This is a genomic window from Aeromonas encheleia (assembly GCF_900637545.1).
Lineage (GTDB): Bacteria > Pseudomonadota > Gammaproteobacteria > Enterobacterales > Aeromonadaceae > Aeromonas > Aeromonas encheleia.
In genome coordinates this window covers 3837235-3850139 of the sequence record NZ_LR134376.1, presented here as the reverse complement: position 1 = coordinate 3850139, position 12905 = coordinate 3837235, and the positions used below count along the sequence as shown (strand labels likewise).

Genomic DNA, 12905 nt, shown 5'->3' with positions numbered 1-12905 from the left:
GTGATCGTACAACGCCTTTTGAATCAGCTGATTGCCCAGGATATTCGCGATTTCCGCGTGCTCGCGGCGATTGCGAAAGTGCCACGCCAGCTGTTTGTGGACGAGGCCATGGCGCACAAGGCCTGGGACAATACGGCCCTGCCCATCGGCCACGGTCAGACCATCTCGCAACCCTACATGGTGGCGCGGATGACCGAGCTGCTGATCCAGAACAATCCGGCTCATGTGCTGGAGATCGGCACTGGCTCCGGTTATCAGACCGCGGTGCTGGCTCATCTGGTGGAACATGTCTACACGGTGGAGCGGATCAAGTCGCTGCAGTTCCTGGCCCGGCGCCGGTTGCGTCAGCTCGATCTGCACAATGTCTCGGCCAAGCACGGCAACGGCTGGTTGGGCTGGCCCAACAAGGGGCCGTTCGATGCCATTCTGGTGACGGCGGCGGCCAGCGAGGTGCCCAAGGCCCTGACCGATCAGCTCGCCGAGGGTGGCCGGCTGGTGCTGCCGGTGGGCGACAGCCAACAGACGCTGCAGCTTATCGAACGCTCTGGCTCCCAGCTGACCAGCCGGATCCTGGAGCCGGTGCGTTTTGTTCCCCTCATTGACGGAGATGTTGAGTGAAGTTGTTTTCCCGCCTCTATGTGCTGGTGATGCAGTGGGCGCGCCACAAGTACGCGCCTTATTATCTGGCGATCACCGCCTTTATCGAATCCGTATTCTGGCCCATCCCGGTGGACGTGATGCTGGCGCCCATGGCGCTGGCCAAACCCCACCGGGCATGGCACTACGCCGGCCTGGCCACCCTGTTCTCGGTGCTGGGGGCGGTGTTTGGCTACCTGCTGGGCTACGCCCTGTGGGAGCCGGTGGTGCAGCCGCTGGTGGTCTCTGTCGGCTATGAGGACAAGATCGCCCTGGCTGAGCAGTGGTTCGAACAATGGGGTATCTGGGTGATTTTCATTGCCAGTTTCACGCCGATCCCCTACAAGGTGTTTACCGTCACGGCGGGCTTGCTCCATATGGCGCTACTGCCTTTTATCGTGACCTCCATCATTGGGCGTGGCATGCGCTTCTTCCTGGTGGCGGGCCTGATGCGCTGGGGCGGTGAGAAGATGGAGCGCAGGCTGATGCACTATGTGGATGTGCTGGGTTGGCTCTGTATTGGTTTGGCCATTGCGGCCTATTTCTGGTTTAGTCGTTAAGGATCCACTATGCGTTCGCGTGTTTGGCAAGGAAGTAGTGTCGTCGTGTTGTCATGGCTACTGCTTGCCTGCTCTTCCAGCAAGACTGCTGCCCCGGTACAGAGTCTCGGCAATGACCCCATTGCCTCGACCATCCCGACTCGTCAAAACATGGCCAATCCGGGCATGCAGGGCGGCGGTTACACAGTGGTCAAGGGGGATACCCTCTACTCCATCGCCTTCCGTTCGGGCATGGATGTCGCGTCCTTGGTCAGCCTCAACGGGATCAGCCCCCCCTACAACATCTACCCGGGCCAGCAGCTCAGGCTGGATGGCTCCTCTGCCGCGGTGGCCAGCACCGGCAGCGCCGTCAGTGGCGCTGGTACCTATGAGGTGCGCCGCGGCGACACCCTGAGCAGCATTGGGCGTCAGTTCAACGTGTCGAACCAGACCCTGGCGCAGCGCAACAACCTGCAGGCGCCCTATGCCCTGAATGTGGGGCAGGTGCTCAAGGTCGGGTCGAGCGCGACCGGAGGCAGCCAGATGGTGGTGGCGACGGCGGTAGTGGCCAGTTCGGGTCCCAAGCCTATGGCGACCGCTCCGGCAGGTACGACCACTCCGTTCATCGCACAGAAAACGATTGCTCCATCATCTTCAACAGCATACGCTCAGGTCAAAGAACAAAAAACAAGCAGCTCCCAGTCGAAGCTCTCATGGCACTGGCCGACTCAAGGCCGGGTCGTCGAAGGTTTCTCTGTCGCGGAGCAGGGCAACAAGGGCATCGATATCTCGGGTCAGAAGGGGCAACCCATCTACGCCGCGAGTGGTGGCAAGGTTGTCTATGCGGGCAGCGCGCTGCGGGGCTATGGCAAGCTGATTATTCTCAAGCACGATGATGACTACCTCTCCGCTTATGCCCACAACGATGAGTTGCGGGTGAAGGAGGGTGACTCCGTCAAAGGGGGCACGGTCATCGCCAATATGGGTAGCACGGACGCACCGGATGTGCGCTTGCACTTCGAGATCCGGTACAGAGGCAAGTCGATTAACCCGATGAGCTATTTGCCAAAGCGTTAACCCAGAGAGCTAGGTCTTACTCTGGTTCAGGTCAGGGAGACATATCATGAGCCAAGAACAACTGGTAATGCAGGATGCAGAATTAGAGTTCGACGAAGAGCTGGAAACCCATGAGGAAGAAGAGGTTCAGGAAGTTGCCGCCGAGGTTGAGGAGATTATCTCCGACGAATTGATGGTGCCGGAACTGAACAAGGTCATGGATGCCACCCAGCTCTACCTGGGGGAGATTGGGTTCTCCCCCTTGCTCACGGCTGAAGAGGAAGTTTATTACGCCCGTCGTGCCTTGCGCGGTGACAAAGCCGCCCGCAAGCGCATGATCGAGTCCAACTTGCGGCTGGTGGTCAAGATCGCCCGACGCTACAACAACCGTGGCCTGGTGCTGCTGGATCTCATCGAAGAGGGCAACCTCGGTCTCATCCGCGCGGTCGAAAAGTTCGACCCCGAGCGCGGCTTCCGTTTCTCCACCTATGCCACCTGGTGGATCCGCCAGACCATAGAGCGGGCCATCATGAACCAGACCCGCACCATCCGGCTGCCGATCCACGTGGTCAAGGAGCTAAACGTCTACCTGCGTACCGCCCGCGAGCTCTCGCACCGTCTCGATCATGAACCCACCGCCGAGGACATTGCCCATGCGCTGGATCGTTCGGTCGATGACGTGAACCGCATGCTCAAGCTCAACGAGAAGATCACCTCGGTGGACACCCCCATCGGTGGCGATCGCGACAAGGCCTTGCTCGATGTCCTGTCTGATGAGCGCGGCATGGGGCCCGAGCTGGAATCCCAGGAGGACGACATGCGCAGCAGCATAGTCCACTGGCTGGAGGAGCTGAATCCCAAGCAGCGTGAGGTGCTGGCCCGGCGCTTCGGCCTGCTCGGCTATGAGCCGGCTACCCTGGAAGACGTGGGCGCCGAGATCGGGTTGACCCGGGAGCGGGTACGCCAGATCCAGGTGGAAGGCTTGCGTCGCTTGCGGGAGATCCTGCTGGGGCAGGGTCTCTCCATTGAGGCCCTGTTTAGAACCAATTAGTCCGTACCAACTGATGGTCGCGGAGCAACCGACAGAGACAACAAAGGGGCCATTGGCCCCTTTTCATTGCGACAGGATCCTCAGGATCAGACCGGATCCAGGGTGTCAAGCGGCCAGCGTGGCACCGCCTTGACCGCCAGCGGCTCAAACACCCCTGCCTTGAGGCGCTGCATGCCGGCGTAGGCGATCATGGCGCCGTTGTCGGTGCAATATTCGGTACGCGGGTAGAACACCTCGCCCTTGAGGCTCTCCATCAGCTCGGCCAGTTGGGCGCGCAGGTGACGGTTGGCGCTGACGCCACCGGCCACCACCAGGCGCTTGAGGCCGGTCTCCTTCAAGGCGCGACGACACTTGATGGCCAGGGTATCGACCACGGCATCTTCGAAGGCGCGGGCGATGTCGGCACGGGTCTGCTCATCGTCGGCATTGGCGGCTATGGTGTTGGCGGCAAAGGTCTTGAGACCGGAGAAGCTCATGTCGAGGCCGGGCCGATCGGTCATGGGACGTGGGAAGGTGAAGCGTCCCGTGGTGCCCTTCTCGGCCAGTCTGGAGAGCAGGGGACCGCCCGGATAATCCAGCCCCATCAGCTTGGCGGTCTTGTCGAACGCCTCACCGGCGGCATCATCAATGGATTCGCCCAGCAGCTGATAGCGACCGATGCCATCGACTCGCACCAGCATGGAGTGACCGCCGGAGACCAGCAGTGCCACGAAGGGGAAGTCGGGGGCCCGCTCCTCCAGCATGGGCGCCAGCAGGTGGCCCTCCATGTGGTGCACGGCGATAGCGGGTTTACCCCAGGCCATCGCCAGCGAGCGGCCTATGGTGGCGCCGACCAGGATGGCGCCAACCAGACCTGGACCCGCGGTGTAGGCGATGCCGTCGATGTCGTCTTTACCCAGTCCCGCCTCTTGCAATGCGGCCTGGATCAAGGGGATCGTTTTGCGGACATGATCCCGGCTGGCGAGCTCGGGGACGACGCCACCGTAGTCCGCATGCAGCTTGACCTGACTGTATAATTGATGGGAAAGGATCCCTTTTTGATCGTCGAAGATCGCGATCCCGGTTTCGTCACAGGATGTCTCTATGCCCAATACACGCATTGCTAAAAAATTTCACTGCTAAAATGAGACGGCTATGGTAACCTTCGCGGGTTTTTTAAACCAGAGCGATCTCTGCGGGTTTACTTTCATTCCCTGTCCAGAGTATAATTTCGCACCATTTTAAGACATGCTGATCGACTGATGGTCAGCTAACAATATATCACTGAGGTGAAAGGCACATGCCAGTAATCAAAGTCCGTGAAAATGAGCCGTTTGACGTTGCTCTGCGTCGCTTCAAGCGTTCTTGCGAAAAGGCCGGTATCCTGTCTGAAGTTCGTAGCCGTGAGTTCTACGAGAAGCCGACTACCATCCGTAAGCGCGCCAAAGCGTCTGCCGTTAAGCGTCACGCCAAGAAGCTGTCCCGCGAAAACGCACGTCGTATCCGCCTGTACTAATCGGGAGATCATGCCGTGTCTCTGAAGGATCAACTCAAGGATCAACAAAAACTCGCCATGCTTGCCAGAGATAAGGCTCGCCTGGGGACGATCCGTTTGTTGATGGCAGAAATCAAGCAGCGTGAAGTTGATACCCGTATCGAGCTCAATGATGAGGATATCCTCGCTGTCGTGACCAAGATGGTCAAACAGCGCCGCGATTCCATCAGCCAATTTGAAGCTGCCGGTCGTCAGGATCTTGCCGACAAAGAGTCCGCAGAGATCTTGGTGTTGCAGGAATTTCTGCCGCAACAGCTGACCGCAGACGAAATTGCCGCACTGATCGAGCAAGCCATCACTGAAAGTGGTGCTGCCGTCATGGCTGATATGGGCAAGGTCATGGCTGTCTTGAAGCCGAAGATTCAGGGGCGTGCCGATGTCGGCGCCGTCAGTGCTCAGGTGAAAACCCGCTTGGCGTAACAGGCATTTCTCTTGTTAGTCGAAAGAAGCCGTGCTTCCCTGTGAATGCGCGGCTTTTTTATTTTTCCGAGTAATGAAACAGGACGGTTATGGCAGGCAGGATCCCACAATCCTTTATCGATGATCTGCTCGTACGCACCGACATCGTCGAGTTGATCGACTCGCGAGTGCGGCTGAAAAAGGCCGGTAAGAACTATCAGGCTTGCTGTCCTTTTCATAACGAAAAAAGCCCCTCTTTCACCGTCAGCCAGGAGAAGCAGTTCTACCACTGTTTCGGCTGTGGCGCCCACGGCAACGCCATCGGCTTTGTCATGGAGTACGACGGACTCGAATTTCCCGATGCCATCGAAGAGCTCGCCAGCATGCAGGGTATGCAGGTGCCTCGCGAGCAGAGCCTGGGGGGCTCGGCCAGTTCCCAACCCGCCGTCAGCAAGGATCTCTATGAGCTGATGAGCCAGATTGCCCGCTTCTACGAGAGCAATCTCAAGGGGGCTCCTCAGGCGGTGGAATACCTGAAGGGACGCGGTCTGACCGGGGAAGTGGTCAAGCGTTTCAACATCGGCTATGCCCCGGGTGACTGGGATCAGGTCAGGCGGCGCTTTGGATCCAGTCGGGATCACGAACAGCTGCTCATCTCCGGCGGCATGCTGATCCCCCGCGACAGCGGCCCCGGCAGCTATGATCGCTTCCGCGATCGCATCATGTTTCCGATCCGTGACAAGCGGGGCCGGGTCATCGGCTTCGGTGGACGGGTGTTGGGCGATGGCACTCCCAAGTACCTCAACTCGCCGGAGACCCCCATCTTCCACAAGGGGCGGGAGCTGTTCGGCCTCTACGAGGTGAAGCAGGCACACAAGGATCCTCGCCGGATCCTGGTGGTGGAAGGCTATATGGACGTGGTGGCGCTCGGTCAGTACGACATCGACTATGCGGTGGCCGCGCTGGGCACCGCCACTACCAGCGACCATATCCACACCCTGTTTCGTACCACGGCCGAGGTGGTTTGCTGCTACGACGGTGACAAAGCCGGTCGTGAGGCGGCCTGGCGGGCACTGGATAATGCCCTCTCCCATCTGCAGGACGGGCGCGAACTCAAGTTCGTGTTCCTGCCGGATGGAGAGGATCCGGACTCGCTGGTGCGCCAGATCGGTAAGGAGGGTTTCGAGGCCCTGCTGGACGAGGCTCAGCCCTTCGCCGATTTCATGTTCGAGCGCCTCGGACGGGATGCGGCCCTCTCCGGTGAGGCGGGCAAGTTCGAGGTGGCCAACAAGGCGGCCGAGCTGATCCGCCGGGTGCCGGAAGGCTTCACCCGGGAGGGGCTGATCACCCGGCTCTCCAGCATGATGCGCTGGGGTGAGAACAAGCAGCGGATCGCCGAGTTGTTTGCCCGCAATAGCCAGCCCAAGGGGGAGGTCAACAAACCCAAGGCCGCCAAGTTGACACCGCTGCGCCGAGCACTGGCGCTGATGATCCAGTACCCGTCGGTCACGGCCGAGTTGCCACCCATGCCGGAGCTGGCCGGGCTGCGGGTGCAGGGCATCAAGTTCCTGTTGCAACTGCATCAGCAGATCCTGTCTCAGCCGGCTGTCACCACCGGCATCTTGCTGGAGCACTGGCGCGGCACCAAGGAGGGAGAGATCCTGGCCCAGCTGGCGATGCACGACCTGTTTGAAGAGATCAGGCTGGATCAGGAGCCGGATATCCTGGGTGAACTGCAGGATACCTTCGTCGGTTTCATCAACCAGTTTCTGAAGCAACGGATCGAAGAGTTGCAGGCCAAGGTGGCGCAGGAGGGGCTAAGCTCTGAGGAGAGGCAGGAGCTGATGATGCTGATCAGAGAGGTGCAGATTGAGAAAAGAAATGAGAGTGGGGCTTGATATTTGAGTGTTTAGTCTCAATATAAATACCGTTGCCCGAATCGACGGGATTAAAAGCAAATATTGTATAACCGCCTGGCCCCGACAATACTGCGGGCAGGGGTTTCTCATGACCGACGCCGCAACCAGACATAGCATGTCTGGCGGTTTTCTATTAGAATTGGCTATTTGCGCAGCAGCGCACTGTACGCGCAACCTAGCAACACCAACCGGATGAGTTCTATGGAGCAAACCCCGCAGTCTCAGCTTAAACTCCTCGTTGCCAAAGGTAAAGAACAGGGCTACCTGACCTATGCCGAGGTGAACGATCACCTCCCGCAAGACATTGTCGACTCTGACCAGATCGAAGACATCATCCAGATGATCAACGATATGGGTATCCAGGTGGTGGAAAACGCCCCGGACGCCGATGATCTGATCATGGCCGAAGGTGGTACCGCCGATGAGGACGCTGCCGAAGCAGCGGCCCAGGCTCTGGCATCTGTTGAATCTGAGATTGGTCGCACGACCGATCCCGTCCGCATGTACATGCGGGAAATGGGTACCGTCGAACTGCTGACCCGCGAAGGCGAAATCGACATCGCCAAGCGGATCGAAGACGGTATCAACCAAGTACAAAGCTCCGTTGCCGAGTACCCTGAAGCTATCACTTACCTGCTCGAACAGTATGACAAGTACGAAGCCGAGCAGCTGCGTCTGTCCGATATCATCTCCGGTTTTATAGACCCCAATGAGGCTGATGATGTGGCGCCGACCGCCACTCATATTGGCTCCGAGCTCAGCGAAGACGATCTGGCTGACGAAGACGAAGACGAAGACGAAGACGAAGATGAAGACGGTGACAACTCCGACGACGAGGGGGACGGTGGTCCGGATCCTGAAGTCGCCCGTGAGAAGTTCGGTGAACTGCGTGCCCAGTACGAAGTCACCCGTCTCTCCATTCAGAAGAATGGTCGTGCCCACGACGACACCCAGGCTGCCATCGCCCAGCTGGCCGATGTGTTCCGTCAATTCCGCCTGATGCCCAAGCAGTTCGATCGCCTGGTCAACAACATGCGCGAGATGATGGAGCGGGTGCGGGTGCAGGAACGCATCATCATGAAGCTCTGCGTTGAGCAGGCCAAGATGCCGAAGAAGACCTTCGTCGCGGCCTTCACCAACAATGAGTGCGAGACCGCCTGGTTTGAATATCAGAAGCAGGCAGGCAAAGCCTGGTCGCCGCGTCTGGTCGAGATGGACGAAGATGTGCTGCGCGCCATCGGCAAGCTGCAGCAGATCGAAGAGGAGACCGGCCTCTCCATCGCCCAGATCAAGGATATCAACCGTCGCATGAGCATCGGCGAGGCCAAGGCCCGTCGTGCGAAGAAAGAGATGGTCGAGGCCAACCTGCGTCTGGTTATCTCTATCGCCAAGAAGTACACCAACCGCGGTCTGCAATTCCTGGATCTGATCCAGGAGGGCAACATCGGTCTGATGAAGGCGGTGGACAAGTTTGAATACCGTCGTGGCTACAAGTTCTCGACCTATGCCACCTGGTGGATCCGTCAGGCCATTACCCGCTCCATCGCGGATCAGGCCCGTACCATCCGTATCCCGGTGCACATGATCGAGACCATCAACAAGCTCAACCGTATCTCCCGCCAGATGCTGCAGGAGATGGGTCGTGAACCGAACCCGGAAGAGCTGGCCATGCGCATGGGCATGCCGGAAGACAAGATCCGCAAGGTGCTGAAGATCGCCAAGGAGCCCATCTCCATGGAGACGCCCATCGGTGATGATGAAGACTCCCACTTGGGTGACTTCATCGAAGACACCACCCTGGCACTGCCGGCGGATGCGGCGACCAGCGAAAGCCTGCGCAACGCGACTCGCGAAGTGCTGGCCGGTCTGACTGCCCGCGAAGCCAAGGTGTTGCGGATGCGTTTCGGGATCGACATGAACACTGACCACACCCTCGAGGAAGTGGGCAAGCAGTTCGACGTGACCCGTGAGCGTATTCGTCAGATCGAAGCCAAGGCACTGCGCAAACTGCGCCACCCGAGCCGCTCGGAAGTGCTGCGCAGCTTCCTGGACGAATAGTCCTGAAGCATTGCCCTGAGCTGTCTCAAAAGCCCCGCCATGCGGGGCTTTGTTTTATCCGGGAGCCAGGGCGCAGAGAGATTTGCTGACGGGTGGACAAAAACTCGCCAAGTGGTTGATCTGCCTATGGACGGGTTATCACACATCCCCTATAATCCACGCCGCAAAACCAAGATTCTGGCCCCTTAGCTCAGTTGGTTAGAGCAGTCGACTCATAATCGATTGGTCGCCTGTTCAAGTCAGGCAGGGGCCACCAAATTCAGACAAAGCCGCTCTTATGAGCGGCTTTGTCGTTTCTGGCGTTCACCAACGCCGGTCAAGATCCTCGGCGTAGAGCGCGATGGCGCGCCTATAGGGGGTGAGGTCGGGATCCGTCGTCGTGACGGCCAGCACGGCCAGCAGGCTTTCCATTCCCTCCTTGTGGTGGCCCAGGTTGTAACAGGCCATGGCCCTAAACACCCTGAACTCGGTGGCGTCGGGGAAGCGGGCCAGCCCCTGCTCGAAGGCGGCCAGGGCCTCGGCATACTGCCCGGTGCTGCGATAAGAGCTGCCGAGACCCAGCCAGGCGCCGCGCAAGGAGACCTCGCTCAGTCCCAGCGCTATGGCCTTCTGGTAGAGGGGAATGGCCTGGGTCTCGCGCCCGAGCGTGTCGTGCAGGCAGGCCACCTCATAATGCAGCTCGGCGTGCTGCGGGTGCTCGATGAGTTGCAGCAGACCGTGTTGGCGAGCCTCTTCAATCCGTCCCTCGGCCCTGAGGGTTTCCAGCTGTTTCATATGCGCTCCTGCATGGGGATGTAATTCCAGTATGCCTGCGAGTCAGCGGCCGGGAAATGGGGAAGAGAGGGGCCATGCATCCGCCGTGCAGGCAGAGACAAACAGCAGGAGGGCGCCAATGGCGACGGTCAGGCCGGCTGGAGACGGAGCAAGCCAGGGGGTCTCTCGAGGTGAGTCCCGCCGGGCCGCACGCTGATCGCATGGGGCACCTCGCGGATAAAAAAGGCCTCCTGCCCAGGGGGAGGAGGCCATGCTGGTGAGCATGCAGGCGCGGGGCGTCACCGCCCCTCGCCGGCTTACTGGGCGCTCAGGCTGTAGGCCAGGGTCTGGTCGTTGAAGCGAACCAGATAGGCACCGATCACCGCGCTGGTGATGTCGGCCCCTGCCGACTCGGCCACGCCGTCCTGGTTGCTGTCGCCGTAGTTCTGGGTCCAGTCCCCCTTGACGTCGAACTTGAAGCGTTGCCCGCCGTTGGCATCACCGGCGCCGCTGAAGGTGACGCTGGCCTGCCACAGGTGGTCGCCGACCAGGGTCAGGGGGGTGGTGCCCCAGCCGTTGGGGGTGCCGCGCAGGTTCAGGCTGGCGAAGTTCTTGGCATAGCCGACGCTGACCGGGCTCAGGCTGTACTGCAGGCTCTGGTCGTTGAAGCGCACGTGGTACAGGCCGGTGACAGTGGTGGCGATGTCGGCACCGGCCTGCTCGGCCACGCCATCCTTGTTGGTATCGCCGTAGTTCTGGCTCCAGTCCCCCTTGACGTCGAACTTGAAGCGCTGGTTGGTCTGACCGTCGAAGCTGACTTGCGCCTCCCACTGATTGTCGGCGATCAGGGTCATGGCCAGTGCGCCCCAGCCGTTGGGGGTGCCACGGAAGTTCAGGGTCGGCAGCACGCTGGTGTAGCTGCCGTTGCTGTCGGTGACGTTCACGGTGGCGCTGGCGCTGGCGGTCAGCCCCTCGGCGTCGGTGACGGTCAGAGTGACGGTGTGGGAGCCCAGGGTATCGAACTGGACTGTCTCGGTCTGGGCGCTGCCGCCGGTGGACCAGCCGTAGCTCACTACCCCGGTATCGTCGCTGGAGGCGGAGCCATCGAACACCACGCTCTCCCCCAGCTTGACGCTGATGGCCTTGGGCGAGAGGACGGCGACAGGGGCCTGGTTGGCGTTCAGGGCGGTCAGGGTGTAGCTGAGATCGCTCTCCTTGAGGGAGACACGATACTGGCCGACGCCACTGAGGTAGATGTCCTTGGTGCTGCCCTTGTCGGCGATGCCATCCCCTTCGTTGTCGCCATAGTTTTCGGTCCAGTTGCCGAAGACGTCGAACTTGAAGCGCTGGGTCCCGGTGGCATCACCGGCGCCGGTCAGGTTGATGATGGCGGACCAGATGCGGTTGGCATCCACCTGCATGGGGGTGTTGCCCCAGGCGTTGTGGGTGCCGCGCAGGTTCAGGCTGCTGAACCTGTTGCCCGGCAGGGTCGTCCCACCACAGGGGCTGGCCTTGGTACAGCCGGCCAGGATGGCGGCGGCCTTCATGCCTGCGAGGTTCAGGCTGGCCTTGCCGCTGCCGTCGACCTGGATATAGGCGCCGCTGCAGTAATCGTTGCCGCTCAAGATGTTGCAGTACTCGCCGGCCGGCAGGCCGGTCTGCACCGAGGCCACCAGGCTGCCGCTCTCGTTGTTGATGGCGACGAAGCCCTTCTCACCCCGGCTGAAGGCGATCTGGTTGTTGCCGTTGTCCCACCAGTTGCTGACCGCAGTGCCCTCGGTCCTGTTGTGGAACAGGGCCATGTTCATGATGGTCGGACGGCGCTGTTCGCAGTTCCACTGGCTGTCGGAGCAGGGCGTGCTGCCCGGCGCGCCCTTGTCGGTCTCGTACTTGCCCATGTCGGCGAAGCGGTAGCCGGACATCACCTGTTTCCAGCCATAGGGCCAGGCCATCATGAAGACGTTGGCCAGCTCATAGCGGGTGCCATTCATGAAGGTGAGCATGCCGCCACCGCCGTGGCCGCGTTCGCGGTCGTGGTTGACCACGAAGATGAAGGACTTGTCGGAGGGGAGCAGGCCCCAGCTCTCCCCCAGGGTCTTGAGGTTCTTGATCTGGCCGTTGAAGTTGGCGGCGAGGCTGGTGCCGTATTTGAAGTCGGTGACCCTGTCGATATAGGTGTAGCGGTTGGGCTGGATCTCGGCGGATTCCCCACCGGCACCTATCACCTCCAGATAGGCCTTGGGACTGCCTGCCTTGTCGAGGATCGCCTTCACCTCGCTGGGGGCCATGTGCTTGGCCGCGTCGACGCGAAAACCGGCAACTCCCCAACCGAGCAGGGTCTTCATGTAGGTGGCGATCTGCTCCTGCACGTAGGCGGATCCTGTGTTCAGATCCGGCATGCCGTAGAGGGCGCCGTTCCAGACGTTGTTGCTGTCGCCGTAGTTGGTGATATCACCGCTGTGGTGGAAGTCGTTGTAACCGAACTGGGGATACTGGAACTGGCCGGAGTTGTAGCTGCCCCCGCCGGTGGCGGTGCCTGTGCCCGAGGCCAGCTGGTTGAAGACGGCGTCGGCGTAGATCTTGACCCCGGCGGCGTTGCAGCGGGTGATCATGCTCCTGAGCTCCGCCTCACTGCCACCGAAGCTGTTGAAATTCTTGAAGCTGACCGGCTGGTAGACGGTCCACCAGTACTCGCTCCCCTGCTTGTGCTCGGCCGGTGGCGTGATCTGGACGCCCCCGAACCCCTTGGGACCGAGCACCGTCTCGCACTCGTTGGCGATGTCGTTGAACTTCCATTGGAACAGATGGACCATGACGCCTTCGGCGGTGGCGGAGTGGCTGAATGAGCCAAGCGCCGCGGCGAGCAGGGCGGTTCGAAACAGTGTGTTGTGCATGACGATTTTCCCTTCGATTTTGTTATTGGTTTTCACTGCCTGAATCTCGAACGGACGACGAACAAC

Annotated in this window: 11 protein-coding genes and 1 tRNA gene; 9 read left to right on the top strand and 3 right to left on the bottom strand. The window is 60.3% G+C overall.

Going from position 1 to position 12905, the window contains the following annotated elements:
• Genes EL255_RS17765 through rpoS form a run of 4 tightly spaced genes read left to right on the top strand, consistent with a single transcriptional unit; the run spans position 1 to position 3282 of the window.
• Entirely contained in the window at positions 1 to 618 is a 618-nt protein-coding gene (locus EL255_RS17765) for a protein-L-isoaspartate(D-aspartate) O-methyltransferase (RefSeq protein ID WP_042653036.1), read from the top strand.
• Positions 615 to 1196 carry a YqaA family protein gene (locus EL255_RS17760; protein WP_042653035.1) on the top strand — a complete coding sequence of 194 codons (582 nt, stop codon included), beginning with the start codon at positions 615 to 617 and terminating at the stop codon, positions 1194 to 1196. The genes EL255_RS17765 and EL255_RS17760 overlap by 4 nt, the downstream gene beginning before the upstream one ends.
• Before the next feature lie 9 nt (positions 1197 to 1205).
• Positions 1206 to 2252, top strand: a complete 1047-nt coding sequence (locus tag EL255_RS17755) for a LysM peptidoglycan-binding domain-containing protein (protein WP_042653034.1) — start codon at positions 1206 to 1208, stop codon at positions 2250 to 2252.
• Positions 2253 to 2298: 46 nt separating this feature from the next.
• Positions 2299 to 3282 carry an RNA polymerase sigma factor RpoS gene (gene rpoS, locus EL255_RS17750; protein WP_042653033.1) on the top strand — a complete coding sequence of 328 codons (984 nt, stop codon included), beginning with the start codon at positions 2299 to 2301 and terminating at the stop codon, positions 3280 to 3282.
• Between the two features lie 86 nt (positions 3283 to 3368).
• Here the strand turns inward: rpoS and tsaD are convergent, their stop codons facing one another.
• Complete coding sequence (gene tsaD / locus EL255_RS17745; RefSeq protein ID WP_042653032.1) at positions 3369 to 4382, bottom strand: tRNA (adenosine(37)-N6)-threonylcarbamoyltransferase complex transferase subunit TsaD; 1014 nt, start codon at positions 4380 to 4382, stop codon at positions 3369 to 3371.
• Positions 4383 to 4561: 179 nt separating this feature from the next.
• Between tsaD and rpsU the strand changes: the two genes are divergently transcribed.
• From rpsU to EL255_RS17720, 5 genes are all read left to right on the top strand, one after another.
• On the top strand, positions 4562 to 4777 hold the full coding sequence (gene rpsU, locus EL255_RS17740; RefSeq protein ID WP_005309452.1) for a 30S ribosomal protein S21: 216 nt from the start codon (positions 4562 to 4564) through the stop codon (positions 4775 to 4777).
• A gap of 15 nt (positions 4778 to 4792) precedes the next feature.
• Positions 4793 to 5236 (top strand): GatB/YqeY domain-containing protein, encoded by a 444-nt coding sequence (locus EL255_RS17735; RefSeq protein WP_042653031.1) that lies wholly within the window; start codon positions 4793 to 4795, stop codon positions 5234 to 5236.
• A gap of 89 nt (positions 5237 to 5325) precedes the next feature.
• A complete protein-coding gene (gene dnaG / locus EL255_RS17730) occupies positions 5326 to 7113 on the top strand; it encodes a DNA primase (protein WP_042653030.1) in 1788 nt (595 codons plus the stop codon).
• Positions 7114 to 7335: 222 nt separating this feature from the next.
• Positions 7336 to 9192 (top strand): RNA polymerase sigma factor RpoD, encoded by a 1857-nt coding sequence (gene rpoD, locus EL255_RS17725; RefSeq protein WP_042653029.1) that lies wholly within the window; start codon positions 7336 to 7338, stop codon positions 9190 to 9192.
• 179 nt (positions 9193 to 9371) lie between these two features.
• Positions 9372 to 9448 (top strand) — tRNA-Ile (locus EL255_RS17720).
• 47 nt (positions 9449 to 9495) lie between these two features.
• On the opposite strand, the gene EL255_RS17715 is transcribed toward EL255_RS17720, so the two are convergent.
• Together EL255_RS17715 and EL255_RS17710 are read right to left on the bottom strand one after the other, a co-directional pair.
• Positions 9496 to 9966 carry a tetratricopeptide repeat protein gene (locus EL255_RS17715; protein WP_042653028.1) on the bottom strand — a complete coding sequence of 157 codons (471 nt, stop codon included), beginning with the start codon at positions 9964 to 9966 and terminating at the stop codon, positions 9496 to 9498.
• Positions 9967 to 10262: 296 nt separating this feature from the next.
• On the bottom strand, positions 10263 to 12839 hold the full coding sequence (locus EL255_RS17710; RefSeq protein WP_042653027.1) for an alpha amylase C-terminal domain-containing protein: 2577 nt from the start codon (positions 12837 to 12839) through the stop codon (positions 10263 to 10265).
• Positions 12840 to 12905 lie beyond the last annotated feature (66 nt).

Bases quoted from the DNA above. Each gene is read 5' to 3' on its own strand.
- EL255_RS17715 (WP_042653028.1), bottom strand. From the start codon at position 9,966: ATGAAACAGCTGGAAACCCTCAGGGCCGAGGGACGGATTGAAGAGGCT.
- rpoS (WP_042653033.1), top strand. From the start codon at position 2,299: ATGAGCCAAGAACAACTGGTAATGCAGGATGCAGAATTAGAGTTCGAC.
- dnaG (WP_042653030.1), top strand. From the start codon at position 5,326: ATGGCAGGCAGGATCCCACAATCCTTTATCGATGATCTGCTCGTACGC.
- EL255_RS17710 (WP_042653027.1), bottom strand. From the start codon at position 12,839: ATGCACAACACACTGTTTCGAACCGCCCTGCTCGCCGCGGCGCTTGGC.
- EL255_RS17755 (WP_042653034.1), top strand. From the start codon at position 1,206: ATGCGTTCGCGTGTTTGGCAAGGAAGTAGTGTCGTCGTGTTGTCATGG.
- tsaD (WP_042653032.1), bottom strand. From the start codon at position 4,382: ATGCGTGTATTGGGCATAGAGACATCCTGTGACGAAACCGGGATCGCG.
- rpsU (WP_005309452.1), top strand. From the start codon at position 4,562: ATGCCAGTAATCAAAGTCCGTGAAAATGAGCCGTTTGACGTTGCTCTG.
- rpoD (WP_042653029.1), top strand. From the start codon at position 7,336: ATGGAGCAAACCCCGCAGTCTCAGCTTAAACTCCTCGTTGCCAAAGGT.